The sequence below is a fragment of the Sphingopyxis sp. genome (genome assembly GCF_035944815.1).
Classification (GTDB): Bacteria; Pseudomonadota; Alphaproteobacteria; order Sphingomonadales; family Sphingomonadaceae; genus Sphingopyxis.
In genome coordinates this window covers 418570-445166 of record NZ_DASZAU010000004.1, presented here as the reverse complement: position 1 = coordinate 445166, position 26597 = coordinate 418570, and the positions used below count along the sequence as shown (strand labels likewise).

Genomic DNA, 26597 nt, shown 5'->3' with positions numbered 1-26597 from the left:
CGCGCCGTTCATTTGGCGGCAAGCGGCACCGCCAGCAGATATTGCAACCCCTTGGTAAAGCCGCGCGGCGCGACCGAGACATGATCCTCGTCGTTCAGCACGTCCGAACGGATAGCCAGCCCCGGATAACCGCGCCCTTCCAGCGTCGCGACCAAGGTGCGGCTGTCGCCGACGAGGTCGACCGTCTGGTTGTACCGCGCGTCGCCAGGGCGCATCCCCTCATATTCGCCGGTGTAGACATAGACTTTCGCCGGCAGGTCGCGGTGCGCCGCCGCATAGGTCTTTTCGACCGCGAACATATGTTTTTTATCATACCACAGCGACGGGCTGCCGAGGATATAGCCGTCGAACATTGCGGGGTCGGTGAACAGGATCTGCGTTCCCAGCAATGCGCCGTAGGAATGGCCGAGAAACAGCTTTTGCGCCGGATCGGTACGATAGCGGCCAGCGACGAAGGGCAGGACCCGATCGCGCAGATAGTCTTGATAGGCGGCGCCCTCGCCATGCACCGCGCCGGCCGGGGCGTCGCTCGGCCCGCGCGCGGTCGGCGTATAGTCGCGCCGCCGGCTCTGCACCGGATCGTCGCCCTTCGCGTAGGACAGGCCGACGAGGATGAAATCGCGCAGCTGCGGCCGCTCGACGTTCAGCCGCCGCGCGATCTGGCGAACTAGCGGAAAGGCATAGTCGGCGTCGGTGACATAGAGCACCGGGTAGCGGCGCGCGGGTTCCTTCGCATAGGATGCAGGCAGGCTGACGAAGACCTGATAATCCCGCCCCGAAGCCGGATCGGGAACGTCCCAGACCTCGGTACCGAGCAACGCATAGGGCTCGCCGCCGCCTTGCTGAACGGTCCGGGCGGGTGTCGCCCCCTGGCTCTCCGCTCCCGGCTTGGCATCGCTGCACCCCGGCAGCAGCATGGCCGCGCATATTGCCGCAGCAAGATATCTTCTCGTCATCGCCCCGAACCCCCTCCTGTCGTCGCGAAGCGAGCCATTCGGATTGGAGCGCCCGCTGGCAATGGCGCGGCAGGAACGAACCGCCCGGCCGTTCCCGATGCACGGCAAAGTGATGCAAAATCATCGTCATGTTGCAGCGCCCGATCGCCAGCCCTAGGCTTATTCAAAATCCCCGGGGAGAGAATCGCATGACTGAATACGCGCCCGACCGACGTACAATTCTGGCCGGAATGGGCGGCCTCGCTGCTGTCTCGATGGCTGGTCCGGCGGCCGCTGCGGCAGGCTCCGCCGATACGCGCGTCGACGAACTTCTGTCAGCGCAGTTCGAACAGGGACTGCGCGACGATCCGACACGCGCGACCTCGCTCGGCATCGACACCGGCGCCCGCGCCGCGCTGCGGGCGCAGTTTCCCGACTGGTCGCCCGCAGCGCGCGACGCGCGCACGCGGCGGATCGACAGCGACCTTGCCGCGGTGCGTGCGATCAAGGCCGATACGCTCGGCGCCAGCGCCCGGATCGCACACGACAGCGCCGAATTCGATCTGGTGACGCGGCAGAAGCTCGCGCGCTTCACCTATCACACCGGCGGTTTCGGGCATCGCCCCGGCCCCTATGGCGTGACCCAGCTCGGCGGCTTCTACACCGGCGTCAGCACCTTTCTCGACAGCCAGCATCCGGTCGAGACCAAGGCCGATGCGGATGCCTATATGGCGCGGTTGCAGGCGATCCCGGCGCTGTTCGACGCCGATACGGGCATCGTCGAGGCAAATGCCGCGATGGGCGTCGTCGCCCCGCGCTTCATCCTCGATCAGGCGCTCCAGCAGCTGGCACGGCTTCGCGACGGCGATGTCGCGGGCAAGACGCTCGTCGCCTCGATCGCGAAACGCAGCGCCGCGATCGGACTTGCGGGCTATGGCGAAAGCGCCGCGGCGGTGTTCGAAGGCCCGATCCGCGCCGCGCTGACCCGCCAGATCGACGCGCTAACCGCCCTGCTGCCGCGCGCCGGAACCGACGCGGGCGTGAAGCGCCTGCCCGACGGCGAGGCCTATTATGCCGCAACGCTTGCGCAGCATACGACGACGAGCCTCGGCGCCGCCGAAATCCACCGCATCGGGCGCGAACAGGTCGCCGACCTGACCGCGCGAATGGACGTTTTGCTGAAGGCGCAGGGCTATAAGGATGGCAGCATCCGCGACCGGCTGAACGCACTCGGCAAGGCGGAAGGCCAGCTCTTCGCCAACGACGACGCGGGGCGCGCCGAGATGCTCGCCTATCTCAACGGCCTGCTCGTCACCATTCGCAGCAAATTGCCGCAAATGTTCAGCCGGCTGCCCAAGGCGCCCTATGAAATCCGGCGCGTGCCGCCCGAGATCGAGATCGGCGCGCCCGGCGGGTCGGCGCAGGCGGGAACCCCCGACGGCTCGCGCCCCGGCATCTTCTTCATCAACCTGCGCGATACCGCCGAATGGCCGCGCTATACGCTGCCGACGCTCGCCTGGCACGAGGGCGCGCCGGGGCATTTGTTCGAGGGCGCACTGAAGTTCGAGGACGCCGAGCTGCCGCTTTACCGGCAGGCCGCGTCGGTTACCGCCTATGGCGAAGGCTGGGGCCTCTATGCCGAACAGGTCGCCGACGAGCTGGGCATGTATGCCGACGATCCGCTCGGCAAGATCGGCTACCTCGCCTCCTATGCCTTCCGCGCCTCGCGCCTCGTCGTCGACACGGGCCTCCACGCGATGGGCTGGAGCCGCGAACAGGCGATCGATTATATGGTGGAAAATTCGTCGCAGTCGCCGAGCGCCGCGCGCACCGAGATCGACCGCTATATCGTTTATCCGGGACAGGCCTGTTCGTACAAGGTCGGCCAGATCGCGATCAGCCGCATCCGCGACGAGGTGTCGGGCCGTCCGGGTTACGACGTCAAACGCTTTCACGATGTCGTGCTGGGCGCGGGGCGCATCCCGCTCGCGGTGCTCGAACGCCAGGTTCGCGCGGCGTTTCCGGCGTAGAAACAAGTAAGCCCCGTCGCATTTCTGCGGCGGGGCTCCCTAGACTTCGTCCGAAGACAGAAGTCAAATCCTACTCTTTCTTTCGATCAAGCAGATTAATGAAACGCGGCGGGTACCGAATGGTTCCCGCCGCGCTGCATTTTTTTACGTCACCTTGCGCGCCGCGGCCGAACCCAGGATCAGGAACAGCACGACCAGCGCCAGGCCGACGAAGAACAGGATCTTGGCGATCCCCGCCGCGGCACCCGCGACGCCGCCGAAACCGAGAACGGCGGCCAGCAGCGCGATCACCGCAAAGATCAAAGCCCATTTGAACATCTGACGTCTCCTTGCACTGACACGCGGCACCGGCTTCGAAAGCGCGCGGCTTTCGAGGGGGAAACGGCCTGCGGCCGCGCCTCAAATCATTGATTGTCGATACAAAGCCATAACGATACCGCCGCGCTAAAGTTCCGGGCAGGCGGCAGATAGCCCCTTGCCTATCGCGCCCGCGATGCGTTTATGCACCTATCGTTCGAGGGAGTTTTCATGCCTGTATCATCGCTCAATCGGCTGTTCGCCACCGCGGCCGCCGCGCTATGCCTTTCGTCGGTTGCCCATGGCCAGCCCGCCGGAACGCCCGCGCCCGCCGGCACCGCCTGGCTCAACACGCAGATGGCGGCGCTTGCCGAGCGCAGCGGCGTCGACGGCTGGCGCTCCAGGCCCAGCGGGCTGCGCTGGCGCCGCATCGCCGGCGACGGCAGCGGCGCGCGCCCCGGTCCGACCGACGAGGTCACGGTCCACTATGTCGGCACCTTCACCGACGGGCAGGAATTCGACAGCTCGGTGCGGCGCGGCGAACCTACGACCTTTCCGCTCAACCGCGTGATCGCCGGGTGGCAGGAAGGCGTCGCGCTGATGAGTGTCGGCGACAAGGTCGAACTCGCGATCCCCTGGCAGCTCGCCTACGGCCCCGACGGCAAGGGACCGATCCCGGGCGGCGCAACGCTGCTGTTCACGGTCGAGCTGCTGGGCGTCGAGCCGGCTGGATAAGGGTTCGGGAAAATCCTGGAGCGGGTAGCGGGAATCGAACCCGCCTAGCTAGCTTGGAAGGCTAGAGCATTACCACTATGCTATACCCGCATCTCCAAGGTCGGCGGCGATTGCCAGTTTGATCGCCCCCCGTCAAGCGCGCCATTGAGAACATCATGGCAACATGTTAAAAGTGTGTCGTGCACGACGGCGGAGATCAGGGACCCGATGACGGCGCGGACACCCCCGTCCGCAAGATCATCCATGTCGACATGGATGCCTTTTACGCGTCGGTCGAGCAGCGTGACGATCCCGCGCTGCGCGGCCAGCCTGTCGCAGTCGGCGGATCGTCGCGCCGCGGCGTTGTAGCCGCCGCCAGCTACGAGGCACGCAAGTTCGGGGTGCGATCGGCGATGCCGAGCATCACCGCGAAGCGCCAGTGCCCCGGGCTGATCTTCGTGCCTCCGCGCTTCGAGGTCTATCGCGATATCTCGCACCAGATTCGCGCGATCTTTCGCGACTATGCCGACGAGGTCGAGCCCTTGTCGCTCGACGAGGCCTATCTCGACGTGAGCGCCGACAGGGCCGGCCTCGGCAGCGCGACGGCGACCGCCCGACTGATCCGCCAGCGCATCCGCGCCGAAACGGGCCTCACCGCCTCCGCAGGCGTCTCGTACAACAAATTCATCGCCAAGCTCGCGTCGGACCAGAACAAACCCGACGGCCTGACCGTCATCCCGCCCGGAAAGGGCGCGGCGTTCGTCCAGACATTGTCGATCCGCCGCTTCCACGGCATCGGCCCGGTCACCTCGGCGAAGATGGAAGGGCTCGGCGTCTTTTCGGGCGCCGATCTTGCGGCAAAGGACCCGCTGTGGCTGGCCGAGCATTTCGGCAATAGCGCCGAATGGCTCTATAATCTCGCACGCGGGATCGACCATCGCCGCGTCAAATCGAACCGCCCGCTGAAATCGCTGGGCGGCGAGCGCACCTTCTTCAACGACCTGATCACCGACACCGAAATCCGCGAGGCGCTCGCGCATGTCTGCACCGTCGTGTGGGACCGCGCGGCCAAAAAGGGTGCGCGCGGGCGCACTGTGACGCTCAAGCTGCGCTACGCCGATTTCCGCACGATCACGCGGGCGAAGTCGGTCGCCGCACCGATCCTCGACGGCAATTCGCTGCTCGCCGCCGGCGAAGCGATCCTCGCCCCCCTGCTCCCCACCGAACAGGGCATCCGCCTGCTCGGGGTGACGCTCAGCAAGTTCGAGGGCGAAGAGGATGAGGAAGACGACGGCGCCGCCGCGCCCGCCGACCTGCTCAGCCTTATTTGACGACGGCGGGCGCGAACCGTTTCATCGCCGCCTTCATCTTCGGCGACAACGAAGCCAGACTGCGACGGATCAGCGTCTCGTCGGTCTCCTGGATTTCGTCGCGGAACGGTGCGCCGACACGGTAGAGCGCCCGGTCGGTTCCGGCGAGCTTGAGCCGCATATAGCCGGCGCCATCATAACCCCCGAACTGCATCTGGGTGAATCCGCCTGCGACGGCGCGCGCCTGCGTAATCGGCTGAAGTTCGGCCGCCGGCCCCATCGACCCGCCGGGTCCGTAATAATAGAGCGCTCCCCAGCGCTTTCCGTCGAACACATAGCCATGATGGACGGTCGCGCATTTTTCGGTGTCGTTGGTCCAAAAGCCGGGCGCGATCGGCAGTTTGATCTGTCCTTGCGCCACCACCGGCGCGCTGCTCGCAATGGCTGCGAGCGCCAAGATCCATCCGCGCATCGATACCCCCACCTCTGCCGAAAGTGACGTCATGGTGGCGGAAATGGGCGAAGCGATCAACCCGCGTCGGCGAAAACGCGTTCCTTGGTCGCGGTGAAGCGGATCGCGGGGTGGCGCTGCGTGACATAGCCGACTTCCCACGCATCCTTGGCCATGAACACCGGCGCGCCGTCGCGGTCGGTGGCCGATGCGCCGCGGTGATCGGCCTGAAAGGCTTTCAGCGCCGCGGCATCGTCGCTCGCGATCCAGCGCGCGGTGTCCCACGGCGACTGCTCGAGCTTCGCCTCGACCTTATATTCGGCCTCGAGTCGGCTGATCAGCACCTCCAATTGCAGCTGGCCGACGACGCCGACGATCATGTTCGACCCGATTTCGGGGTAGAAGACCTGGATGATCCCTTCCTCGGCCATGTCGTCGAGCGCCTTGCGAAGCTGCTTCGTCTTGGTCGGGTCGACGAGCGCGACGCGGCGAAGGATTTCGGGCGCGAAGTTCGGCAGGCCGGTGATCGTGATGTCGGTGCGTTCGGAGAGCGTGTCCCCGACCCTCAGCGTGCCATGGTTCGGAATGCCGATGATATCGCCCGGATAGGCCTCCTCGGCCATTTCGCGGTCCTGCGCGAGGAACAGCATCGGACGGCTGATCGCGATCGCCTTGCCCGTCCCGCCCTGCATCAATCGCATCCCGCGCTCGAACTTGCCCGAGCAGAGGCGCATGAAGGCGATGCGGTCGCGGTGCGCGGGATTCATGTTCGCCTGCACCTTGAAGATGAAGCCGGTGACGGCATCGTCGTCGGGCTGCACCGGCGCGGGCTCGGCGGGCTGCGCGCCCGGTCCCGGCGCGTGGCTGGCCAGCGCGTTAAGCAGATCGACGACGCCGAACTCCTTGAGCGCCGATCCGAAATAGACCGGCGTAAGGTCGCCATTGCGATAGGCGGCTGCATCGAAGGGCGCGTAACAGGCCGACGCCAGTTCGGTCTCTTCCTTGAGATGCGCGAGCGCGTCGGCGCTGAGCTGTGCGGCGAGCGCCGCATCGTCGAGGCCCGACACGCCGACACGATCGCCTTCATACATGCGCGAGGCGTCGCCGCCGGGTTTCATGATCGCGGGATCGACGAGGTCGTAAATCCCCTCGAACTGCCCGCCCATGCCCGCGGGCCAGTTCATCGGGCAGACGTCGAGCGCAAGGCGGTCGGCCACCTCGTCGAGCAGTTCGAACGGCGGCAGCCCCTCACGGTCGACCTTGTTGACGAAGGTGATGATCGGCACCGAACGCAGGCGGCAGACCTCGAACAGCTTGAGCGTCTGCGGTTCGATGCCCTTCGCGGCGTCGATCACCATCACCGCGCTGTCGACGGCGGTCAGCGTGCGATAGGTATCCTCGCTGAAATCCTCGTGCCCCGGCGTGTCGAGCAGGTTGAAGACGAGGCCGTCATGCTCGAACGTCATGACCGACGAGGTGACCGAAATGCCACGCTGCTGCTCGATCTTCATCCAGTCGGAGCGCGCGCGTCGCGCTTGTCCGCGTGCCTTGACCTCGCCCGCCATATGGATGGCGCCGCCCGCGACGAGCAATTTCTCGGTCAGCGTCGTCTTGCCCGCGTCAGGGTGCGAGATGATGGCGAAGGTACGGCGGTCGGGATGCTTCTGGGACATGGCGCGGGCGCCTAGCAGGTGGGGCGCATTGTGGAAAGAGGCTGGCATCGGACGCTTGGCCGGCGCATGGTCGCGCGATGCGAACGCTCCTTCTTGCCGCTGCGCTGGTCGCGGCCCCGGCCGCCGCGCAGGATTCACCCTTCGTCGGCGAATATAGCCTTGCCGAAGGCCCCGATGTCGGTGGCGGCCTGCTCATCCGCAACGACGGCCGGTTCCAATATGTACTCGCCGCGGGCGCGCTCGACGAACGCGCCGAGGGACGGTGGGAGATGCGCGGCGACACCATCTGCCTGACCACCGACCCAAAACCGGTGCCGCCCGCGATGAAAAAGGGCCCGCCGATCGAGGTCGACGGCGCCGTGCCCACGCTGCTTGTCACATGGCCGAACGGCCGGGGAATTGCCGGCGTGGACTTTGTGATCGGGTTCGACCGCGGCGATCCGGTCGAGGATTATACGCAGGACTATGGCTGGACGATGCCCGAAGACGACCGGCGCATCCCGCGCTGGGTCGAAGTGCGCGAACCGATCTACGGGATCACCGCTCCGCGCTACGAGCTGACCGAAGCCGACGGCGGCAAGCTGCGCGTGATCATCGAACCCAACGATATCGGTGTGGTCGATTTCGAGGGGGCCTGCGCCGAGAAGACCGAACGCGGACTGACGCTGCACCGCGCCGAAGGGCAGATACGGTTCGTGCGACTGGGTGACGACTGATCTGCGCTGGGCTTCGCAGCGGATTAGTCGACGACGACGTCCAAAAGCGACCGGAATCTGCCCCATCCATCATCGTCACCCCGAACTTGATCCGGGGTCCACGCCTTCAGCGCCGCGATGGATCCCGGATCAAGTCCGGGATGACGAATATTGGGAGTGGCAGCTAGCCACCCCAAAACAGCCGCCGCCCTACCCCGCCGGCAATCGCAGCCGCACCAGCAACCCGCCCAGATCCTCGCTCTCCTCGAGCGCGATGCTCCCGCCGTAAATCTCCGCAACATCGCGGACGATCGCGAGGCCGAGCCCGGTTCCCGGCTTGCCGCTGTCGAGCCGGACGCCGCGATCGAAAATGCGGACGCGATCGACCGGCGAAATGCCGGCGCCATCGTCCTCGATAAGGATTTCCGCCATGCCCGCCTCGTGCCCGATCGTCACGAAGACACTGCCTCCGCCATATTTGGCGGCATTTTCAAGCAGGTTTCCAACCAGTTCGTCGAGATCCTGCCGCTCGACCCGGGCGACCAGCTGCCGGTCGCCCTCGGCGTCGAGCCGGACGCCCGGATAAAGCGCGGCGACGGCGCGCGACACGCTTTCGACGCTGTCCCAGACGACCGCGCGGGCCTGCGCCGCTCCGCGGCGGCCGACGGCGCGCGCGCGCGCGAGGTGATGATCGACCTGCCGCTGCATCGTCGCCGCTTCGCGCCGAACCGTTTCGGCCAGGTCGGAATCCGAACTGGTGGCGCTGTTGACGAGAACGGTGAGCGGGGTTTTCAGCGCGTGGGCCAGATTGCCGGCATGGAGCCGCGCCTCTTCGGCCTGCTTTTCATTATGCGCGAGGAGCGCATTGAGTTCGTCGACCATCGGCTGCACTTCGAGCGGCAGCGGTGCATCGACGCGGCGATTCTGCCCACCGCGCATTGCCGCGATCGCGCGGCGGATATGCCGCAGCGGCCAGAGACCGTAAAAGGTCTGGAGCGCGGCAAGGATGATGAGGCCGAGGCCAAGCAGCGCAAGGCTGGGGATCAGCGTCGAACGCACCGCGCCGACCTGGACGTCGAGCGCCTCGCGCGATTGCGCGATCTGATAGCGCCAGTTGGTCTTGCTGCCCGGCAGGATGACGTTGCGTTCGAGTACGCGCAGTTCCTCGTCGGGAAACTGGGTGCTGTCATAGGTGTGGATCTGGTTGTCGATATGCGGCGCGGGCGCCTTCAGCGTGCGCTCCCACAGCGAGCGCGAGCGATAGGGCTCCTGATTCCCGCCGCTGATCTGCCAATAGAGGCCGCTATAGGGTTCGAGGAAGCGCTGGTCGCCGAGCGGTTCGATCAGCCGCACCTCGCCGTCGGGGCCGATTTCGGACGAGCGGATCATCGCGATCAGCACATATTCGAGGCTCGAATCGAAGTTGCGCGTAATCGCACCGGTCAACACCCGGTCGAGCGCGAAGCCGCCGCCGATCAGCAGCACCGAAATCCACAGCGCCGCGATCGCGATCATGCGCCGCGCGAGCGAACCGGTGATGCGGCTGGTCAGCGCCGCCGGTTTTTCCGCCGCGTCCGGGTCTGTAGCGACCGCCGGGGCGACGTCGGCTTCGGCCATCTTATCCCTGCGGATCGTCGAGCTGGTAGCCGAGCCCGCGGATCGTCGTGATGATGTCGGCGCCGAGCTTCTTGCGGATGCGCGTCACGAAGACTTCGATCGTGTTCGAATCGCGGTCGAAATCCTGATCATAGATATGTTCGATCAATTCGGTCCGCGACACGACCTTGCCCTTGTGATGGAGCAGGTAGGACAGCAGCTTATATTCCTGCGCGGTCAGCTTCACCGGCGCACCGCCCAGCGTGACCCGGCCCGAGCGCGTGTCGAGCCGGACGTCGCCCGCGATCAGCTCGCTCGACGCGTTGCCCGCGGCGCGGCGAATGAGTGCGCGCAGCCGTGCGATCAGCTCTTCGGTCTGGAACGGCTTGGCGAGATAATCGTCGGCGCCGGCGTCGAGCCCGGCGACCTTGTCGGACCAGCTGTCGCGCGCGGTCAGCACGAGCACCGGGAAATTGCGCTTTTCGCGGCGCCAGCGATCGAGCACGGTCAGCCCGTCGATTTCGGGCAGGCCGAGATCGAGGATCGCGGCATCGTAATTTTCGGTCGACCCGAGGAAGTGGCCGTCCTCGCCATCGGTCGCGAGATCGACGGCATAGCCGGCGCCCTCAAGCGTTGCCTTGAGCTGCGGTCCCAGCGTGGGTTCGTCTTCGACAATCAAAATCCGCATTCAGGCGCCTTTCCGTTGCGCGCCGGGCAGCCCGGCCGCATGTTTCGACTGTGTATCAAGTCCGGACGATCATCGCAAAATCTCGTTGCGATGAGCCGCCGGCGAAAATTAGGTCAGGGTTTGCGGCCGACGATCCGGCCGGTGCGCGCATCGACATAGACGACGACCACCTGGCTGCCATCCATGAATTTGAGCGCATAGATCATCCGCCCGGCGTCGAACTGCGGTCCGCCGAGATAGGTCATGCTACTGTAAGGCGCGCGCGATTTCACGTCGGCGATCAGCTTGTTGAGCGGGATCACCTGCCCCTGCGCGGCCGCTTCGCGCAGATTGTCCTGGTCGCGGTCGCCGCGCGCAGCCGCGGGCATGCCGGCGGAAAGCAGCGCCGCAGAGATGAGGGAAAGGGTCAGCGTTCGGATCATGGCCGTTTCTTTAATGCGAAGGCATTGAATAGGCGATGAATGGCCGGGTCATCCCCGGTTCTGGTTCGAGACATGGCCAGAAAAGCCATGGTGGGCGCGACAGGGATTGAACCTGTGACCCCACCCGTGTGAAGGGTGTGCTCTACCGCTGAGCTACGCGCCCGTCCGGTGCAGGCCATGGGGCCGACGTCCGAAAGCCGGACGTCCATAGTCGCTGCGACGGTGATTGCAACGGGCATTTGTTCAATCTTCACGCAAATCGCCCAGCAAATGCAAATCGGGCCGCAGCTTGCGCCACGGCCCGAGATGTTTTTACCAAAAGGCTGCGGCCAACTTAGTTGACGGCGTCCTTGAGGGCCTTGCCGGCCTTGAACTTCGGCTGGTTCGACGCCGCGATGGTCATCGTTTCGCCGGTGCGCGGGTTGCGACCGGTCGATGCCTTGCGCTTGCTGACCGCGAAGGTGCCGAAGCCGACGAGACGGACTTCGCCGCCCTTCTTGAGCGAACCGGTGATCGCGTCGAACACGGCCTCGACGGCCTTGCTCGCGTCACCCTTGGTCAGGCCGCTCGAGTCAGCGACGGCGGCGATCAGGTCTTGTTTGTTCATGCCTAAGGAACCCCTGCAATATGGTTGGTTTAAGTGATTCTCATGGCCCGAAGCCATGGCGCGTCACTAACGATGTTTAACCCCGGCTTGTCAAAGCAAAAAAGGGCGAAAAACGCCCCAAAACGTCGATTTTGCGACGAATTTGGGGCGAATTGCCGTCAAGCCGTCCCGACTCAGTGTCGAATCGTCGTCTCGGGATCGCTTCCGGGCGCGATCGGCGGCGAGGCGGCGAGTTCGTCGGCCTCGGTCCATTCGATCGGAACGACCGGCGATACCAGCGCTTCGGCCAGCACCTGGTCGACATGGCTGACCGGGATGATCTTCAGCCCGCTCGTGATATTCGCCGGGATTTCAACGAGGTCCTTCTCATTTTCCTCGGGGATCAGCACGGTCTTGATGCCGCCGCGCAGCGCCGCGAGCAGCTTTTCCTTGAGGCCCCCGATCGCGAGCACACGGCCGCGCAGCGTCACTTCGCCGGTCATCGCGACATCGCGGCGCACCGCAATGCCGGTCAGCGTCGAAATCATCGCAGTCACCATGCCGACGCCGGCCGACGGGCCGTCCTTCGGCACCGCGCCTTCGGGCAAGTGGATATGGATGTCCTTGCGCGCGAACAGGCTGGGCTTGATGCCATAAGCGGGCGCGCGCGCCTTCACGAACGACAGCGCGGCCTGCACCGATTCGGTCATCACTTCGCCGAGCTTGCCGGTGGTGCGCACCTGCCCCTTGCCCGATGCCGTCACAGCCTCGATCGTCAGCAGCTCGCCGCCGACTTCGGTCCAGGCGAGGCCCGTTACCGCACCGACCTGGTCTTCCAGATCGCCCATGCCGTGGCGGAATTTCCGCACGCCCGCGAATTCGGACAGATTGTCGGGGGTCACGGTGACGCTGGTCGCCTTGCCCTCGAGAATGCGGCGCAGCGCCTTGCGCGCCAGACGCGCAATCTCGCGCTCGAGCGTACGAACGCCGGCCTCGCGCGTGTAATAGCGGATGAGGTCGCGCAGCCCCTCTTCGGTCAGCTCGAATTCGCCGGCCTTCAGCCCGTGCGCCTCGACCTGCTTCGCGATCAGGTGCAGCTTCGCGATCTCGACCTTCTCGTCCTCGGTGTAACCTTCGAGCCGGATGATCTCCATGCGGTCGAGCAACGGCTGCGGCAGGTTCAGCGAGTTTGCGGTCGTCACGAACATCACGTCCGACAGGTCGACGTCGACCTCCAGATAATGGTCCTGGAACTTGCCATTCTGTTCGGGGTCGAGCACCTCGAGCAGCGCCGAAGCCGGATCGCCGCGGAAATCCTGGCCGAGCTTGTCGATCTCGTCGAGCAGGAACAGCGGGTTCATCGTGCCGGCCTTCTTGAGGTTCGTCACGATCTTGCCCGGCAGCGAGCCGATATAGGTGCGGCGGTGGCCGCGGATTTCGGCCTCGTCGCGCACACCGCCGAGCGACTGGCGCACGAATTCGCGGCCCGTCGCCTTCGCGATCGAGCGGCCGAGCGAGGTCTTGCCGACGCCCGGAGGACCGACGAGGCAGAGGATCGGGCCCTTCAGCTTGTTGGTACGCGCCTGTACCGCCAGATATTCGACGATCCGGTCCTTGACCTTTTCAAGCGCATAATGGTCGTCGTCGAGGACCGCCTGCGCCTTGGCGATGTCTTTCTTGAGCTTCGACTTCTTGCCCCACGGCAGGCCGATCAGCGTGTCGAGATAGTTGCGCACGACGGTCGCCTCGGCCGACATCGGCGCCATCGCGCGGAGCTTCTTGAGCTCGGCGCTCGCCTTGGCCTTGGCTTCCTTCGACATTTTGAGGCTGTCGATCTTGAGCTGGAGTTCGGCAAGGTCGTCGCCGCCCTCGCCATTGTCGTTGCCGAGCTCGCGCTGGATCGCCTTCAATTGCTCGTTCAGATAATATTCGCGCTGGCTCTTTTCCATCTGGCGCTTCACGCGGCCGCGGATCTTCTTTTCGACCTGCAGCACGCCAAGCTCGCCCTCCATGAAGGCGAAGACCATTTCGAGCCGCTTCGACGGCGCATCCTCGACGAGCAAGGCCTGCTTGTCGGACACCTTGATGTTGAGATTGCCCGCAACCGAATCGGCAAGACGCGACGCGTCTTCGATCTGCGACAATTGCACCGCGGTTTCGGCGGGCATCTTCTTGTTGAGCTTGGCGTAATTTTCGAACTGGTCGACGACCGAGCGCATCAGCGCCGCGGTATCGACGCTGTCGTCGACCGTGTCGCCGATCGGCTTGACACTCGCCATCACGGCCTTGTCTTCATTGGTGAGCGACAGCAGCTTCGCGCGCTCCTTGCCCTCGACGAGCACGCGGACGGTGCCGTCAGGCAGCTTCAACAGTTGCAGCACGGTGGCGATCACGCCCACGTCATAGAGATCGTCGCGCTGCGGATCGTCTTCGCCCGGATCGAGCTGCGCGACGAGGAAGATTTCCTTGTCGCTTTCCATCGCGGTTTCGAGCGCTGCGACCGAGCGGTCGCGGCCGACGAACAGCGGCACGATCATGTGCGGGAAAACGACGATGTCACGCAGCGGAAGAAGGGGATAAGATTGCGTCATTACGGCTCCTGGACGGGCGCCGCGACCGGACACACCGCCCTTCTCATAGGTGGTTCTTCGCTAATATGGCGTAACTTCGCACGCATTCAATGTCGCGGCGCTGAACAGCGCGGGCCCAGAGGGTTTGGGCGCCGGATCAAAACGGCAGCTTGAAGCCCGGGGGGAGCGGCAGGCCGCTCGTCATCTTGCCCATTTCCTCGTTGCTCGCCTGATCGGCCTTTTCGCGCGCGTCGTTGAACGCGGCGGCGAGCAAGTCTTCGAGCATCTGCTTGTCGGCGGGGACGATCAGGCTGTCGTCGATGTGGATCGCCTTGATCCGGCCCTTGGCGGTTGCGGTGATCTTCACCAGACCGCCGCCGGACACGCCCTCGACCTCGACGCTGTCGAGCTTCGCCTGCGCCTCCTGCATCTGGGCCTGAACGGTGGCGGCGGCTTCCTGTGCTGCCTTCATCATTTCTTCGATCGATTTCATGGGTTCGACCTATGGCGACTGTCGTCGTCTTCGACAAGCCTCGCGTCGGGAAAAGCCGCCAGAGCGGCCTTTACAACCGGCAATTCGCGGATGCGCGCGTCATTGTCGTCGAGTTTCGCCTGACGCACCTGACCGAGGCTGGGTCGCGCCTCGCCCTCACCGGCGCGAACCTGCCAGCGGCTGCCGGTCTGCGTCAGCAGCGCCTCGCCGAGCCGCCGCGCAAAATCGCCGTCGAGCGCCGGGACCGGCATATAGACCAGCAGCCCCGGCTCGAGCTCGATCAATTTGAGATCATCATAAACTTGCCGCGCAAGCTGATGATTACCCGAGGTTTCGAGAAGCTGGTGAATCTGCGCGATCGTCAGCGCCGACGCTGGCACCTCGGCAGCCGGTGCCTCCGAAGCGACTTCGGGCGACGCCGCCATCGCCATGTCGCCCTGCACCGCCGGCGCGGCGGGCGTCGCGAGCGGCATCGTCGGCACGCCGCCCTTTTCGAGCAGCTTCGCCAGCTCGCCTGGATCGGGCATCGATGCGGCATAAATCACGCGCAGCAGCAGCATTTCGAGATGTTCGAGCGGATTGTTCGCACGAAGCACCTCGTCATGCCCCTTGAGGAGCAGCTGCCAAAGCCGGTTGAGCGGCGCGAAACCGAGCTTTTTTGCCCAGTCGCCGATGCGTTCGCGGTCCGCCTCCGCCAGCGCGGGATCGTCGTGACGCGACACTTTCGCGAGCGTGATCGCGTGGGTCAGGTCCATCAGCCCGCGCACCATCGCGACGGGTTCGATGCCGAGCGCATATTGCGCGCGAGCAAGGTCGATCGCGCCGCCCGCGTCGCCGTCGAGGATCGTCGCCATCAACTGCGCGATCGACGTGCGATCGGACAGGCCGAGCATCGTCCGCACCTGATCGGCGCCGATCTTGCCGCCGCTGCCCGCTCCGCCCGATTCCAGGTCGGCGTGCGCAATCGCCTGATCGAGGATCGACAGGCCGTCGCGCACCGACCCTTCGGCGGCGTTGGCGATCAGCCAGATCGCGGGCGCTTCGGCCTCCACACCTTCCTTTTGCAGGATCGCGCTGAAATGCGCGAAGAGCATGTCGGGGGTGATGCGGCGCAGGTCGAAGCGTTGGCAGCGCGACAGCACCGTCACCGGCACCTTGTTGACCTCGGTGGTTGCGAACAGGAATTTGACGTGCGGCGGCGGCTCTTCGAGCGTTTTCAGAAGCGCATTGAAGGCGTTACGCGACAACATATGCACTTCGTCGATGATGTAGATCTTGTAGCGCGCCGACACGGCAGCGTAGCGCACCGCCTCGATAATCTCGCGCACATCGTCGACGCCGGTGTTCGACGCGGCGTCCATTTCGATCACGTCGATATGGCGCCCCTCGGTGATCGCGCGGCACGGTTCGCACACGCCGCACGGGTCGATCGTCGGCCCGCCCTGCCCGTCGGGGCCGATGCAGTTCAATGCCTTCGCGATCAGGCGCGCGGTCGACGTCTTGCCGACCCCGCGCACCCCGGTCATCAGGAACGCATGCGCCAGCCGGTCGCGCGCGATCGCATTGCCCAGCGTCTTCACCATCGCATCCTGCCCGATCAGTTCGGCGAAGGTTTGCGGGCGGTATTTGCGGGCGAGGACGCGGTAGGGTCCGGAGGAGGCCGAAGGCGCGGGCGTCTCCGGCAAATCCATGCCCAGCATCGTCGGTTCGTCGTCGGCGGAATCGCTCATGGACTTGTCTTAGGGGGCGGCAGCACGCTTGTCGAAGGGGAATGCGGGGCGAGCCAATCCAATAACCCGTCACCCCCGACTTGATCGGGGTGACGGACAAAATAACCGGCGCTGTAGTGAGGGTGGGAGCCGGAACGACCCGCAGCGAATTCGTTGCGGCTGCTTCCTTCCGGACCTGACCGGGTTGGCGAAGACTGCGTCCGCCCGACTCCCGCGGCGCATATGGCGGCGCGCGGGCCGAAATGCAAGCTGCCTGCTCAGTCGAGCAAGTCGGCGACGGTTATCCGCGTGGCTTCGGCGATAATCGCGCTGGCGGCATCGCCCTTGACCGCCGGGCGGTCGAGATAGATGGCGATCACATATTTCCCGCCGCCCGGCGTCTCGACGAAGGCGACGTCATTATAGGCGTTGCCGCACGAACCGGTCTTGTCGCCGGCAATCCAGCCCTGCGGCAAGCCAGCGCGGATACGTTTGAGGCCGGTTTCGCTTTCGATCATCCAGCCGCGCAACTGCTTTCGATAATCGGGTGTGAGACGCCCCCCGAAGACATAGGATGCGGCGCTCGTCGCCATGGCGATCGGGCTGGTCGTGTCGCGCTCGTCGCCCAGCGCATTTTCGTTGAGTTCGGGCTCGTTCCGGTCGAGCCGCGTCACCTCGTCGCCCGCGCGGCGAACGGCGGCGGTGAAAGCCGCCGGGCCGCCGATCTGCGTCAGGATCAGGTTTGCCGCGGTGTTGTCGCTCAGCACGACGGCATCGCGCGCCGCGAATCCCAGCCGCTGCGTGCCCTTGCCGTCCGCCCCCACCAGCTTTTCGGTGCCGGGCGAATAGGACACGAGGTCGGCGCGCGTGAACGCGAGCGGCGTGCGGAGCGACACGCCTTTCGCCGCGCGTTCGAGCACCTGCCCCGCGAGCAGCAGCTTGAAGGTCGAGCACATGGCAAAGCGTTCATGGCCGCGATCGGCGGAAAGCAGCTTTCCCCGCGCGTCGACGACCGCGATGCCGAGCCGTCCGCCGCTCCGCGTTTCGAGTTCGCGGATCGCCTTGGCGCCGATGACCGAATCGCCCAGCGGCTCGCCCGGTGCAGCGGCACAACCCGCAAGCACGGCCAGCGCGATCCCGGCGAACATCGTCCGCATCAGCGCGGCCCCTGCATATTGCGGCTTTCGGCGGGGATATGCACGGTCAGTCCGTCGAGATCGGGCGTCAGCAAGACCTGGCACGACAGGCGGCTGGTCCGGCGCACCCCGGCGGCGAGGTCGAGCATATCTTCCTCCATCTCGCTCGCGGGCGGCAGGCGGTCGAAATCCTCTTTCGCGACGATGACGTGGCAGGTCGAACAGGCCATCTGCCCTTCGCACGTGCCTTCGAGCGGCATCAGATACGCCTGCGCGACATCGAGCAGGATCGATCCCGGCTCGGCTTCGGCCTCGGTGCGCTCCTTGCCGTCGGCATGGATGAAGGTGACGCGCATCAATTGACCCCCTGCAGCCGCGCAGCGTCGCGGATCGCCGCGAGGCCATCGCGCAATTGCTGTTCGCTGGTGTAGCGCCCCCAGCCGAGGCGGATCGAGGCGCGCGCGTCGGTCTCGCTGACGCCCATCGCGCGCAGCACATGGCTGACCTTGCCCGACCCGCTGCCACATGCGCTGCCGAGCGAGAAAGCGATATCGCGTGCATCGGACATCAGGCGAAGGCCGTTCACCCCCTCGCGCCGGACGTTGAGATTGCCATGATAGCGCGGGTTCGCCGCGCCATTGACCGTCCATTCGGGGAGTAGATCGGTCGCGAGCGACCAGAGGCGTTCGACATGTTCGGCGTCGGCCTCGAAGCGTTCGGCCGCGAGCACCGCCGCCGCGCCGAAGCCCGCGCAGAGCGCCGGCGAGACCGTGCCCGAGCGCATCCCCTGTTCCTGTGCGCCGCCGAACATCAGCGGCGGCAGGTCGACGCCGTCGCGGACCCATAGCGCCCCGATGCCTTTCGGCCCGTGGATCTTGTGCGCCGAGATGGCGATCAGGTCGGCGCTGTCGGGGATGGCGACGCGGCCATATCCCTGCACCGCGTCGCAGAGCAGCAGGCTGTTCTTTCGGTGCGCGGCGGCGGCGAAGTCCGCGACCGGCTGGATCGTCCCGACCTCGTTGTTCACGAGCATCGTCGCGACGATCCCGCCCTCGGGAAGCAGCGCGTCGTCGGGCGGCAGCGCCAGCCCCTCGCTATCGACGGGCAGGATGGCGGCGTTCAGCCGTTCGAGGCATTTCAGCGAGGCGGCATGTTCGATGCTGAGCCCGGCGACGCCGCCCGGCATCGCCTCCGCCCCGCGCAAAAGCGCCCAGTTGAGCGCCTCGGTCGCCCCCGAGGTGAAGAAGAGCCGCCCGCCCTTCGGCAGCAGCGCCGCGACCTGATCGCGCGCGACCTCGACCGCGGCGGCGGCGGCGCGCCCCGCCTTGTGCGTACTCGACGGGTTCGCGAACCCGTCCCCCTCCCCGGCGCCCTCCAGCCAGCGCAGCATCGCATCGCGCGCTTCGGGAGCGAGCGGCGTAGAGGCTTGATAGTCGAGGTAAATCATCGGGTGAGAGAGTCCTTATTGCGAACGATTCGCAAAAGTTGCAAGTTGCGACCTTTTTTCTATATAGGCGCCAACTTCGCTCCGCCACCCCGCCGCTCCGGCGAATCACTGGCAGGCTCACGAAACATGGAAGGTGCCTTGATGCCCGACGTTATTTTCCCCGGCCCAGAGGGCCGCATCGAAGGCCGTTTCTCGCCCCCGCCCCGCCCGCGCGCACCCGTCGCGCTGATCCTGCACCCGCACCCGCAGGGCGGCGGCACGATGAACGACCGCATCACGCAGGCGATGTACAAGAGCTTCGTCGCACGCGGTTTCGCCGTGCTGCGCTTCAACTTCCGCGGCGTCGGCCGCAGCCAGGGCACGTTCGACAATGGCATCGGCGAGCTCAGCGATGCCGCATCGGCGCTCGACTGGGTGCAGTCTATCCACCCCGAGGCGCAGACGACGTGGATCGCGGGTTTCAGCTTTGGCGCGTGGATCGGCATGCAGCTTTTGATGCGCCGGCCCGAAATCCGCGGCTTCCTGTCGGTCGCACCGCCGGCGAACATGTACGACTTCAGCTTCCTCGCGCCCTGCCCCTCGTCGGGCATCATCGTCGCGGGCGGGCAGGACGAGATCGTGCCGCCGAGCGCGGTGCAGAAGCTGGTCGACAAGCTGCGCACGCAAAAGGGCATCACCATCCATCACGACGAGATCCCGCGCGCGAACCATTTCTTCGAGCATGAGCTCGACCAGCTGATGAAGTCGCTCGACAACTATCTGGATATGCGGCTCGCGCCCGATTCGCCGATCCGCTGAGAAAATGCTCCTCCCTGTCGCGGCGCGACGGGGAGGATTATTTCACCGGCACCAGCCAGATCGCGACATTTGCGAACATGACGAGCGCTGCGACGAACATCAGCAGCGCGCGGCGGCGATCGCCCTTGCGAAAAACGATGGCGCCGCCGCCGGTCAAAAGCACGCCGGTCAGCATCAGGATGGAGATGATCGTGTCGGACATGAGCCGGTTTTATCGGCACCGTCACAAATTTGCCACCTCGCTTATGGCCAATCCGTGCGGCTTCGCCTAAAGGCCGCTCATCGATTCCCTTGACCCCTGCGGGAGCCGCATCATGCGCATCGCCATCGCCTCCGACCACGCCGCTTACGAGCTGAAAGCCGTGCTTGCCGACTGGCTGCGCGAACAGGGGCATGAGGTCGAAGACCTTGGCACCAACGGCCCCGAAAGCGTCGATTATCCCGACTATGGTTATCGGCTTGGCGAAGCGATCGCCGAAGGCCGCGCGGAACGCGGCGTTGCCCTCTGCGGATCGGGCATCGGCATTTCGATCTCGGTCAACCGCAACCCCGCCGCGCGCTGTGCACTCGTGTCCGAGCCGCTGTCGGCGAAGCTGGCACGCGAACATAATGACGCGAACGTTGTCGCGATGGGCGCGCGCCTGACCGGCATCGACATGGCCAAGGCCTGTCTCGACGCCTTCCTGACCACCGATTTCGCCGGCGACCGCCACGCGCGCCGCGTCGACAAGCTTTCCAATCCCCCCGTCAACTTGGCCCAACTGGAGACCAGCCGATGACCACAGAAACGCTCGACAAGCCCATCAAATCGGCCGGCTATTTCACCGACGGCGTCGACAAGGTCGACCCGGCCGTCGCGGCGGCGATGAAGCATGAACTCGACCGCGAACAGCATCAGATCGAACTGATCGCGTCGGAGAATATCGTCTCGAAGGCGGTGCTCGAAGCGCAGGGCAGCGTGTTCACCAACAAATATGCCGAAGGTTATCCCGGCCGCCGCTATTATCAGGGCTGCGGCCCGTCGGACGAGGTCGAGCAGCTCGCGATCGACCGCGCCAAGCAGCTGTTCGACGCCGGTTTCGTCAACGTCCAGCCGCATTCGGGCGCGCAGGCCAATGGTGCGGTGATGCTCGCGCTGACCAAGCCCGGCGCGACGATCATGGGCATGAGCCTCGACGCCGGCGGTCACCTGACGCACGGCGCGCCGCCTGCCATGTCGGGCAAATGGTATAATGCCGTGCAATATGGCGTGCGCCCCGACGATCATCTGGTCGATTTCGACCAGGTCGCAGCGCTCGCCAGGGAACATCGCCCGTCGCTGATCATCGCGGGTGGCTCGGCCTATCCGCGTACGCTCGACTTCGCACGCTTCCGCGCGATCGCCGACGACGTCGGCGCGCTGCTGATGGTCGACATGGCCCATTTCGCGGGCCTCGTTGCCGGCGGCGCACACCCGTCGCCGATGGAGCATGCGCATGTCGTCACCACGACGACGCACAAGACGCTGCGCGGCCCGCGCGGCGGCATGATCCTGACCAATGACGAAGCGATCGCGAAGCGCATCAATTCGGCGGTCTTCCCGGGGCTTCAGGGCGGTCCACTGATGCACGTCATCGCCGCGAAAGCCGTGGCGTTCGGCGAGGCGCTGCGGCCCGAGTTCAAGGACTATGCCAAGGCGACGATCGCCAACGCGCAGGCGCTCGCGAACCGGCTTAAGGCACGCGGCGCCGATGTCGTCGCGGGCGGCACCGACACGCACCTCGCGCTGATCGACCTGCGTCCGCTCGGCGTCACCGGACGCGACGCCGACGAGGCGCTCGAACGCAGCGCGATCACCTGCAACAAGAACGGCATCCCCTTCGACCCGCTGCCGCCGGTCAAGACCAGCGGCATCCGCGTCGGATCGCCCGCGGGCACGACGCGCGGCTTCGGTATCGCCGAATTCGAGGAGATCGGCGACATGGTCGCCGACGTGCTCGAGGCGCTGCGCGACAAGGGCGAGCATGGCGACGCCGATGTCGAAGCGAATGTCCGGGGCCGCGTCCGCGCGCTGTGCGAACGCTTCCCCATCTATCAGGGATAAGGCAATGGCGCGGCAGCACCCCGAGGAACCGACGCTGGTCGAAGTCACGATCGAAGAGATCAAGGCGATGGGCAAGCAGGGGCTGGCCCATCCCTCGACCCGGCCGGTGCTGATCGGCGGCGGCGTAGGCGCGGTAATCGGCGGGCTGCTCGACGCGATCAGCTGGCCGGTCGGCCTGTTCGGCGGCGCGCTGATCGCGCTCCTCATGCGGGTGAAACGCTGACCCATGCGCTGCCCCTATTGCGGACATGAAGACAGCCAGGTGAAGGACAGCCGTCCGACCGAGGACGGTGCAGCCATTCGCCGCCGTCGCCAGTGCGAAGATTGCGGCGCGCGTTTTACGACCTTCGAGCGTATCCAGCTTCGCGAGGTCGCGGTGCTCAAGGCCGACGGCGGCCGCGAACCCTTCGACCGCGAAAAACTGATGCGCAGCGTCCAGATCGCATGCCGCAAGCGACCGATCGACGGCGCGCGCATCGAGCGACTCGTATCGGGTATCCAGCGCCAGCTCGAAACCTCGGGCGAAAGCGAGGTCCAGGCACAACAAATCGGCGCGATGGTGATGGAAGCCCTCAAGGGCTTCGACAATGTCGCCTATATCCGCTTCGCCAGCGTCTATCGCGACTTTACCGAAGCCAAGGATTTCGAAGAGTTCGCAAGCCAGGTCGGCGATCTCGGCAACAGCTAGGACGCGCCGGCCCGCCTCGCGATTCCATCATGACCCATATTGCATTGGGCAGGACCTGAATTATGACGGGCGCCCAAACCTCGGACCGCGGGAGTTTTCCATGATCGTACATCTGGTTGCGCTGATGATTTCGGCAAGCACGCCCCCCGCCGGGCAGACCGAAACGGCCGAAACGCCGCCCGCGCCGAAGGAAAAGCTGATCTGCAGCCGGTCCGTCGTGACCGGTTCGCCTGCACGGTCGAAGCGCGTCTGCCAGACCAAGGCGCAACGGGACGCCGAAATCGAGGCGGCGCGCAAAGACTATGAGCGAACCCGCGCGCCCCAGACACGTAATTCGCATTAATTCAGACGAGCAATTCGCCGCGCCCGGTACCAGCCCCTATGCAACAACCCGTCATCGTCCTCGTCCGCCCGCAACTTGGCGAAAATATCGGCAAGGCGGCGCGCGCCATGCTCAATTTCGGGCTGACCGAACTGCGCCTTGTCGCTCCGCGCGACGGCTGGCCCAATCCTGACGCGGGTCCGGCGGCGTCGGGCGCCGATGTCGTGCTGGCGGACGCGCGCGTGTTCGACACGCTGGCCGATGCTGTCGCCGATTGTACGACCATCTATGCGACCACGGTGCGCAAACGCGGCGTGACGAAGCCGGTGCTTACCCCCGAAGCGGCGGCGCGCGAAGTGCATGCCAGCGCCGGACGCTCGGCCTATGTCTTCGGTCCCGAACGCTCGGGTCTCGAAACCGACGATGTAACGCTGGCGCACAAGATCGTGACGGTTCCGATCAACCCCGAATTCGCTTCGCTCAACCTCGCGCAGGCGGTGATCCTGCTTGCCTATGAATGGTCGAAGCACGTCCCGAGCGGGGTCGAGGGGGGCATCGCACTCGCGAGCCCGCCCGAAGTGCCGCTCGATCCGCCGGCACCGCATGGCGAGCTGGAGGAATTTATCCAGCATCTGGTCCGCGACCTCGACGCCAGCGGCTATTTCTTTCCGCCCGAGCGCAAGGAGATGACGCTGCGTACGCTGCGTACCGCGCTCACCAAGACCGGATGGTCGTATAACGACATCCGGATGATGCACGGCATCGTCACGTCGCTCGGCCGCACGCCAAGGGCACGATGATCCGGTCGAAAGCCCCGCCGACGGACTGCGACTATCGGTTTTCGGCGCGCAGGCTGTCCCAACGGACGGTTTCATACGCGATCGATTGCTCGACCAGTTCGTTCCACACCGCGCGCAGCCGTTCGGGCTCCAGTCCGGCAGCAGCAGCTTCGCGGCCGACATTGTCGAGCACCTGCGCCTTGCGCGCCTCGTCGCGCACGGCGTTCCGGTCGCCCTTGATGCGCGCCGCAGCATCCATATAACCGAAGCGGCGGACGAGCAGCGCGACGAGCTCGCGGTCGACCTGGTCGACCCCGACGCGGACCTCGGTCATGGTTTCGCACTGTTCGGGAAGTTTGGCGGACGTCATGGCCGCTGCCTTTAGCGGCTTTTTCCGCGCTGTCGAGCCGCGGCTGTAAGGCTTGACTTTACGCTGGTCGCCGTCTAGTCGCGCGCCTTCGCAATGGACCCCGCACCCCGGTGAAGCGGCGGTCGCATATGGCATCTGCCCATATGGTGCGACCCGGGAACCGCCGAAATCCTTCGGCAAACAGCATATTGGAGACGACATATGTCGAAGCGCCAGAGCGCCAAGTATAAACTCGACCGCCGGATGGGCGAAAACATCTGGGGTCGCCCGAAGAGCCCGGTCAACCGCCGCGAGTACGGCCCCGGCCAGCATGGTCAGCGCCGCAAGGGCAAGATGTCGGACTTCGGCATCCAGCTCCGCGCGAAGCAGAAGCTGAAGGGCTACTACGGCGACATCACCGAAAAGCAGTTCAAGAAGAACTATTTCGAAGCGTCGCGCATGAAGGGCGACACCGGCCAGAACCTGATCGGCCTGCTCGAGCGCCGCCTCGACGCCGTCGTCTACCGCTCGAAGTTCACCCCGACCATCTTCTCGGCGCGCCAGCTCGTCAGCCACGGTCACGTCTATGTGAACGGCGTGAAGTGCAACGTTGCCAGCCGCCTCGTGAAGCCGGGCGACGAAATCACGCTCGGCAAGAAGGCGCAGGAAATGGCGCTGGTCGCCGAAGCGCAGAGCCTGCCCGAGCGCGACCTGCCCGAATATCTGGCGGTCGACGGCACCAAGACGACCTATGTCCGCGTCCCGACGCTCGACGAAGTTCCCTATCCGGTGAAGATGGAACCGAACCTCGTCGTCGAATTCTATTCGCGCTGATCGGGTTCGATATCGAATTCAGGGGGGCGGTCCGGAAACGGACCGCCCCTTTTCGTTTCAGTGTGGCAGGAACTGGGAAATCCGTGCCAGCATCGCGGTGCGCGCCTCGCTGTCGTGCAGGCTGTGCGCCAGCCCCGGATATTCGACCAGCTCCACCGTTTTGCCCGCCGACGTCAGCGCCCGGCGCATCGTTCGCGCCTGTTCGACATCGACATTCTGGTCGAGCGTCCCGTGGAACATCAATACGGGCGCCTTGATCCCCGCCGCATTCTGCGCCGGCGACCCTTCGCGGATATGCGCGCCGGTGCCGATGAAGTCGCGAACCAGCCTGCCGCTCGTATATTTCTGCGCTTCGCTCTTGAGCTGGGCAAGGTCGGTGACCGGCGCGATCGCGACGATCGACCGGAACAGGTCGGGCGCGATCACCCCCGACTGGAGCGCGGCATAGCCGCCATAGGACCACCCCACGATCGACAATTTTGCGGGATCGGCGCCTTCCGCCACCAGCCAGCGGCCGGCATCGGCGACGTCGCCGATCGCGGTCCGCCAGGACTGGAATCCATTGTCCATATACCATTGGTCGCCATAGCCTGCCGAGCCCCGGAAATTGGGCTGGACGACGGCATAGCCGCGCTGCGCAAAATATTGCGCGAGCCAGTCGAAACCCCATTCGTCGCGCGCCGACGGGCCGCCGTGCGGCATGACGATCGCCGGCAGCCCTTTGGCATCGGCGCGCGCCGGGGGCAGCGTCAGGTAACCGGGAATCATCGTTCCGTCGGCCGCCGGGTAGCGGATCGATTTCACCGGCGACAGGGCCTGGTCGGCCAGCAGCGGCCGCTCTTCGAGCAAGGGGCGCAACTGCTTTGCCGCGGGCGTGTAACGGAAATAACGCCCCGGATCGACGTCGGACCCCGCCCAGACCAGCCATTGCGATTCGTCCGCCGAGGCATCGACGAAATAGACGTCCTTGCCGCCCAGCGCCTTCGACAGCGATTTCGCCATCGCCTCGACCTTCGGGTCGGTGATCGCCATCTGGCGTCGTTCGGTGACGAAGGTCGCCCCGACGACGCGCTGGTCGCGGCCAACGCGCACGAGGCCGTCGATATCGACTGCGGGATGGCGATAGAGCGGTTCGGCTTTCGCCGCTCCGTCGAGCGTGACCGTTACGACCGCCTTGCGACCGTCGACCTTGGCAAAGCCGATCGCCCGTTCGGTCGCGACATCGATGGCATAGGGATAGAAACCCATGTCCGATCCGATGTCATAGGACGACAGCGGCTCCCAATCGCGGCTGTCTTTACGGCGAAACAGGTGACGGACAGCCGTTTCGCGATAGCCGGTACTCCGGTTGAGCGTCTGGACGCCCATGATGCGGACCTTGCCGCCGCCGTCGGAGATATATTCGATGGCGTCGATGCGCGGCTTTTCGACCAGCTTGGTCGACGCATCGCCCACATTGACCATGTCGACGCCCATGCCCTCGCCATCCTTCCGGACCAGCGTCGTCGCACTGACTTCGGGGACGTAGCTGCGCATCATCAACACGCTTCCGTCGACGCCCGGCTGCCAGTCGATGACCTCGCCGCCACGAAAGTCGGCGCTGATCGCATTGCTGCTGCGCCGCGCGCTCAGCGTTTTGACATTGCCGCCCGACGCATCGACGCCGATCAGCGAGGTAAACCCGTAAATGCTGCCGGCGACCTTTTCCCTGCCACCGATTTCGCACACGAGACGCTCGATCGTCGCCCAGCGGCACCAACGCAGGAATTCGGGGTCGCCGCTGGACCGCAGGATCCGGCGCGGGACGGCGCCGTCGCCGATGTCCACGATGTAGAGGTCGTTCGCCTGCCCCTTGCTGGGCGCGACAAACGCCAGCTTCTGCCCATCGGGCGACAGGCTGACCTGCGTCGTGCCCGCCAATGTCCCGAACCGCCGCGCGACATCGTCATTCTGTGCATGCGCGATTGGCGCCATCGCGCACGCGCCAACCAG

The 26597-nt window shown here is 65.5% G+C and carries 29 protein-coding genes, 2 tRNA genes and 1 other RNA gene; 12 read left to right on the top strand and 20 right to left on the bottom strand.

The window, feature by feature from the left end; translation table 11 throughout:
* Window positions 1-8 precede the first annotated feature (8 nt).
* Window positions 9-956, bottom strand: coding sequence for an alpha/beta hydrolase (locus VGU00_RS07445; RefSeq protein WP_327467027.1), 948 nt, complete (start codon window positions 954-956; stop codon window positions 9-11).
* 188 nt (window positions 957-1144) lie between these two features.
* On the opposite strand from VGU00_RS07445, the gene VGU00_RS07440 reads away from it, so the two are divergent.
* Window positions 1145-2965 carry a DUF885 domain-containing protein gene (locus VGU00_RS07440; RefSeq protein ID WP_327467025.1) on the top strand — a complete coding sequence of 607 codons (1821 nt, stop codon included), beginning with the start codon at window positions 1145-1147 and terminating at the stop codon, window positions 2963-2965.
* A 144-nt stretch (window positions 2966-3109) separates the two neighbouring features.
* Here the strand turns inward: VGU00_RS07440 and VGU00_RS07435 are convergent, their stop codons facing one another.
* On the bottom strand, window positions 3110-3283 hold the full coding sequence (locus VGU00_RS07435; protein ID WP_294028218.1) for a DUF1328 domain-containing protein: 174 nt from the start codon (window positions 3281-3283) through the stop codon (window positions 3110-3112).
* Between the two features lie 210 nt (window positions 3284-3493).
* On the opposite strand from VGU00_RS07435, the gene VGU00_RS07430 reads away from it, so the two are divergent.
* A complete protein-coding gene (locus tag VGU00_RS07430; protein WP_327467020.1) occupies window positions 3494-3997 on the top strand; it encodes an FKBP-type peptidyl-prolyl cis-trans isomerase in 504 nt (167 codons plus the stop codon).
* Window positions 3998-4013: 16 nt separating this feature from the next.
* On the opposite strand, the gene VGU00_RS07425 is transcribed toward VGU00_RS07430, so the two are convergent.
* Window positions 4014-4087: transfer RNA gene (locus VGU00_RS07425), tRNA-Gly, on the bottom strand.
* Window positions 4088-4176: 89 nt separating this feature from the next.
* Here VGU00_RS07425 and dinB point away from each other — a divergent pair.
* A complete protein-coding gene (gene dinB, locus VGU00_RS07420) occupies window positions 4177-5307 on the top strand; it encodes a DNA polymerase IV (protein WP_327467018.1) in 1131 nt (376 codons plus the stop codon).
* Here the strand turns inward: dinB and VGU00_RS07415 are convergent.
* Window positions 5300-5791 carry a hypothetical protein gene (locus VGU00_RS07415; RefSeq protein ID WP_327467016.1) on the bottom strand — a complete coding sequence of 164 codons (492 nt, stop codon included), beginning with the start codon at window positions 5789-5791 and terminating at the stop codon, window positions 5300-5302. The genes dinB and VGU00_RS07415 overlap by 8 nt on opposite strands.
* A gap of 23 nt (window positions 5792-5814) precedes the next feature.
* The gene (locus VGU00_RS07410; protein ID WP_327467014.1) at window positions 5815-7410 is read right to left on the bottom strand and encodes a peptide chain release factor 3; all 1596 of its coding nucleotides are present in this window, start codon (window positions 7408-7410) and stop codon (window positions 5815-5817) included.
* Window positions 7411-7487: 77 nt separating this feature from the next.
* On the opposite strand from VGU00_RS07410, the gene VGU00_RS07405 reads away from it, so the two are divergent.
* Window positions 7488-8126, top strand: coding sequence for a hypothetical protein (locus tag VGU00_RS07405; protein ID WP_327467012.1), 639 nt, complete (start codon window positions 7488-7490; stop codon window positions 8124-8126).
* A gap of 189 nt (window positions 8127-8315) precedes the next feature.
* On the opposite strand, the gene VGU00_RS07400 is transcribed toward VGU00_RS07405, so the two are convergent.
* The 12 genes from VGU00_RS07400 to VGU00_RS07345 all read right to left on the bottom strand — a co-directional run bounded on the left by VGU00_RS07400 (window position 8316) and on the right by VGU00_RS07345 (window position 18752).
* Window positions 8316-9620 carry a HAMP domain-containing sensor histidine kinase gene (locus VGU00_RS07400; RefSeq protein WP_327467460.1) on the bottom strand — a complete coding sequence of 435 codons (1305 nt, stop codon included), beginning with the start codon at window positions 9618-9620 and terminating at the stop codon, window positions 8316-8318.
* Between the two features lie 103 nt (window positions 9621-9723).
* Entirely contained in the window at window positions 9724-10389 is a 666-nt protein-coding gene (locus VGU00_RS07395) for a response regulator transcription factor (RefSeq protein WP_327467010.1), read from the bottom strand.
* Between the two features lie 113 nt (window positions 10390-10502).
* Entirely contained in the window at window positions 10503-10811 is a 309-nt protein-coding gene (locus VGU00_RS07390; protein WP_327467008.1) for a hypothetical protein, read from the bottom strand.
* Window positions 10812-10899: 88 nt separating this feature from the next.
* Window positions 10900-10974: transfer RNA gene (locus tag VGU00_RS07385), tRNA-Val, on the bottom strand.
* 171 nt (window positions 10975-11145) lie between these two features.
* The gene (locus VGU00_RS07380; RefSeq protein ID WP_037510426.1) at window positions 11146-11418 is read right to left on the bottom strand and encodes an HU family DNA-binding protein; all 273 of its coding nucleotides are present in this window, start codon (window positions 11416-11418) and stop codon (window positions 11146-11148) included.
* A gap of 173 nt (window positions 11419-11591) precedes the next feature.
* Complete coding sequence (gene lon / locus VGU00_RS07375) at window positions 11592-13988, bottom strand: endopeptidase La (RefSeq protein ID WP_327467006.1); 2397 nt, start codon at window positions 13986-13988, stop codon at window positions 11592-11594.
* 136 nt (window positions 13989-14124) lie between these two features.
* On the bottom strand, window positions 14125-14460 hold the full coding sequence (locus tag VGU00_RS07370; RefSeq protein ID WP_327467004.1) for a YbaB/EbfC family nucleoid-associated protein: 336 nt from the start codon (window positions 14458-14460) through the stop codon (window positions 14125-14127).
* A complete protein-coding gene (locus VGU00_RS07365; RefSeq protein WP_327467002.1) occupies window positions 14457-16190 on the bottom strand; it encodes a DNA polymerase III subunit gamma/tau in 1734 nt (577 codons plus the stop codon). The genes VGU00_RS07370 and VGU00_RS07365 overlap by 4 nt, the downstream gene beginning before the upstream one ends.
* Before the next feature lie 118 nt (window positions 16191-16308).
* An RNA gene (gene ffs / locus VGU00_RS07360) (signal recognition particle sRNA small type) lies at window positions 16309-16406 on the bottom strand.
* A gap of 41 nt (window positions 16407-16447) precedes the next feature.
* A complete protein-coding gene (bla, locus tag VGU00_RS07355) occupies window positions 16448-17326 on the bottom strand; it encodes a class A beta-lactamase (protein ID WP_327467000.1) in 879 nt (292 codons plus the stop codon).
* Window positions 17326-17664, bottom strand: coding sequence for a 2Fe-2S iron-sulfur cluster-binding protein (locus VGU00_RS07350; RefSeq protein WP_327466998.1), 339 nt, complete (start codon window positions 17662-17664; stop codon window positions 17326-17328). The genes bla and VGU00_RS07350 overlap by 1 nt, the downstream gene beginning before the upstream one ends.
* Window positions 17661-18752 (bottom strand): cysteine desulfurase family protein, encoded by a 1092-nt coding sequence (locus VGU00_RS07345; RefSeq protein ID WP_327466996.1) that lies wholly within the window; start codon window positions 18750-18752, stop codon window positions 17661-17663. The genes VGU00_RS07350 and VGU00_RS07345 overlap by 4 nt, the downstream gene beginning before the upstream one ends.
* 141 nt (window positions 18753-18893) lie before the next feature.
* On the opposite strand from VGU00_RS07345, the gene VGU00_RS07340 reads away from it, so the two are divergent.
* Entirely contained in the window at window positions 18894-19550 is a 657-nt protein-coding gene (locus VGU00_RS07340) for an alpha/beta hydrolase (RefSeq protein ID WP_037510410.1), read from the top strand.
* Between the two features lie 37 nt (window positions 19551-19587).
* Here VGU00_RS07340 and VGU00_RS07335 read toward each other — a convergent pair whose 3' ends face one another.
* The gene (locus tag VGU00_RS07335) at window positions 19588-19752 is read right to left on the bottom strand and encodes a hypothetical protein (RefSeq protein WP_327466994.1); all 165 of its coding nucleotides are present in this window, start codon (window positions 19750-19752) and stop codon (window positions 19588-19590) included.
* A gap of 112 nt (window positions 19753-19864) precedes the next feature.
* Between VGU00_RS07335 and rpiB the strand changes: the two genes are divergently transcribed.
* From rpiB to VGU00_RS07305, 6 genes are all read left to right on the top strand, one after another.
* Window positions 19865-20329 (top strand): ribose 5-phosphate isomerase B, encoded by a 465-nt coding sequence (gene rpiB / locus VGU00_RS07330; RefSeq protein WP_327466992.1) that lies wholly within the window; start codon window positions 19865-19867, stop codon window positions 20327-20329.
* Complete coding sequence (glyA, locus tag VGU00_RS07325; RefSeq protein ID WP_327466990.1) at window positions 20326-21633, top strand: serine hydroxymethyltransferase; 1308 nt, start codon at window positions 20326-20328, stop codon at window positions 21631-21633. The genes rpiB and glyA overlap by 4 nt, the downstream gene beginning before the upstream one ends.
* Window positions 21634-21637: 4 nt before the next feature.
* Complete coding sequence (locus VGU00_RS07320) at window positions 21638-21856, top strand: hypothetical protein (RefSeq protein WP_327466988.1); 219 nt, start codon at window positions 21638-21640, stop codon at window positions 21854-21856.
* 3 nt (window positions 21857-21859) lie between these two features.
* Entirely contained in the window at window positions 21860-22321 is a 462-nt protein-coding gene (gene nrdR / locus VGU00_RS07315; RefSeq protein WP_327466986.1) for a transcriptional regulator NrdR, read from the top strand.
* A gap of 100 nt (window positions 22322-22421) precedes the next feature.
* The gene (locus VGU00_RS07310; RefSeq protein WP_327466984.1) at window positions 22422-22664 is read left to right on the top strand and encodes a hypothetical protein; all 243 of its coding nucleotides are present in this window, start codon (window positions 22422-22424) and stop codon (window positions 22662-22664) included.
* Window positions 22665-22702: 38 nt separating this feature from the next.
* Window positions 22703-23443 (top strand): RNA methyltransferase, encoded by a 741-nt coding sequence (locus tag VGU00_RS07305; RefSeq protein ID WP_327466982.1) that lies wholly within the window; start codon window positions 22703-22705, stop codon window positions 23441-23443.
* A 31-nt stretch (window positions 23444-23474) separates the two neighbouring features.
* Here the strand turns inward: VGU00_RS07305 and VGU00_RS07300 are convergent, their stop codons facing one another.
* The gene (locus VGU00_RS07300; RefSeq protein WP_327466980.1) at window positions 23475-23792 is read right to left on the bottom strand and encodes a chorismate mutase; all 318 of its coding nucleotides are present in this window, start codon (window positions 23790-23792) and stop codon (window positions 23475-23477) included.
* Window positions 23793-23993: 201 nt separating this feature from the next.
* Here VGU00_RS07300 and rpsD point away from each other — a divergent pair, with 201 nt between their 5' ends.
* Window positions 23994-24605: a 30S ribosomal protein S4 gene (rpsD, locus tag VGU00_RS07295; protein WP_058803739.1), complete on the top strand. Its 612-nt coding sequence runs from the start codon at window positions 23994-23996 to the stop codon at window positions 24603-24605.
* Between the two features lie 57 nt (window positions 24606-24662).
* Here the strand turns inward: rpsD and VGU00_RS07290 are convergent, their stop codons facing one another.
* Window positions 24663-26579 (bottom strand): S9 family peptidase, encoded by a 1917-nt coding sequence (locus tag VGU00_RS07290; RefSeq protein WP_327466978.1) that lies wholly within the window; start codon window positions 26577-26579, stop codon window positions 24663-24665.
* Window positions 26580-26597: the final 18 nt, after the last annotated feature.

Coding starts and splice junctions, on each gene's coding strand:
- VGU00_RS07445 (WP_327467027.1), bottom strand. CDS start 956: ATGACGAGAAGATATCTTGCTGCGGCAATATGCGCGGCCATGCTGCTG.
- VGU00_RS07440 (WP_327467025.1), top strand. CDS start 1,145: ATGACTGAATACGCGCCCGACCGACGTACAATTCTGGCCGGAATGGGC.
- VGU00_RS07435 (WP_294028218.1), bottom strand. CDS start 3,283: ATGTTCAAATGGGCTTTGATCTTTGCGGTGATCGCGCTGCTGGCCGCC.
- VGU00_RS07430 (WP_327467020.1), top strand. CDS start 3,494: ATGCCTGTATCATCGCTCAATCGGCTGTTCGCCACCGCGGCCGCCGCG.
- VGU00_RS07415 (WP_327467016.1), bottom strand. CDS start 5,791: ATGACGTCACTTTCGGCAGAGGTGGGGGTATCGATGCGCGGATGGATC.
- VGU00_RS07410 (WP_327467014.1), bottom strand. CDS start 7,410: ATGTCCCAGAAGCATCCCGACCGCCGTACCTTCGCCATCATCTCGCAC.
- VGU00_RS07405 (WP_327467012.1), top strand. CDS start 7,488: ATGCGAACGCTCCTTCTTGCCGCTGCGCTGGTCGCGGCCCCGGCCGCC.
- VGU00_RS07400 (WP_327467460.1), bottom strand. CDS start 9,620: ATGATCGCGATCGCGGCGCTGTGGATTTCGGTGCTGCTGATCGGCGGC.
- VGU00_RS07395 (WP_327467010.1), bottom strand. CDS start 10,389: ATGCGGATTTTGATTGTCGAAGACGAACCCACGCTGGGACCGCAGCTC.
- VGU00_RS07390 (WP_327467008.1), bottom strand. CDS start 10,811: ATGATCCGAACGCTGACCCTTTCCCTCATCTCTGCGGCGCTGCTTTCC.
- VGU00_RS07380 (WP_037510426.1), bottom strand. CDS start 11,418: ATGAACAAACAAGACCTGATCGCCGCCGTCGCTGACTCGAGCGGCCTG.
- lon (WP_327467006.1), bottom strand. CDS start 13,988: ATGACGCAATCTTATCCCCTTCTTCCGCTGCGTGACATCGTCGTTTTC.
- VGU00_RS07370 (WP_327467004.1), bottom strand. CDS start 14,460: ATGAAATCGATCGAAGAAATGATGAAGGCAGCACAGGAAGCCGCCGCC.
- VGU00_RS07365 (WP_327467002.1), bottom strand. CDS start 16,190: ATGAGCGATTCCGCCGACGACGAACCGACGATGCTGGGCATGGATTTG.
- bla (WP_327467000.1), bottom strand. CDS start 17,326: ATGCGGACGATGTTCGCCGGGATCGCGCTGGCCGTGCTTGCGGGTTGT.
- VGU00_RS07345 (WP_327466996.1), bottom strand. CDS start 18,752: ATGATTTACCTCGACTATCAAGCCTCTACGCCGCTCGCTCCCGAAGCG.
- VGU00_RS07340 (WP_037510410.1), top strand. CDS start 18,894: ATGCCCGACGTTATTTTCCCCGGCCCAGAGGGCCGCATCGAAGGCCGT.
- VGU00_RS07335 (WP_327466994.1), bottom strand. CDS start 19,752: ATGTCCGACACGATCATCTCCATCCTGATGCTGACCGGCGTGCTTTTG.
- rpiB (WP_327466992.1), top strand. CDS start 19,865: ATGCGCATCGCCATCGCCTCCGACCACGCCGCTTACGAGCTGAAAGCC.
- glyA (WP_327466990.1), top strand. CDS start 20,326: ATGACCACAGAAACGCTCGACAAGCCCATCAAATCGGCCGGCTATTTC.
- VGU00_RS07320 (WP_327466988.1), top strand. CDS start 21,638: ATGGCGCGGCAGCACCCCGAGGAACCGACGCTGGTCGAAGTCACGATC.
- nrdR (WP_327466986.1), top strand. CDS start 21,860: ATGCGCTGCCCCTATTGCGGACATGAAGACAGCCAGGTGAAGGACAGC.
- VGU00_RS07310 (WP_327466984.1), top strand. CDS start 22,422: ATGATCGTACATCTGGTTGCGCTGATGATTTCGGCAAGCACGCCCCCC.
- VGU00_RS07305 (WP_327466982.1), top strand. CDS start 22,703: ATGCAACAACCCGTCATCGTCCTCGTCCGCCCGCAACTTGGCGAAAAT.
- VGU00_RS07300 (WP_327466980.1), bottom strand. CDS start 23,792: ATGACGTCCGCCAAACTTCCCGAACAGTGCGAAACCATGACCGAGGTC.
- rpsD (WP_058803739.1), top strand. CDS start 23,994: ATGTCGAAGCGCCAGAGCGCCAAGTATAAACTCGACCGCCGGATGGGC.
- VGU00_RS07290 (WP_327466978.1), bottom strand. CDS start 26,579: ATGGCGCCAATCGCGCATGCACAGAATGACGATGTCGCGCGGCGGTTC.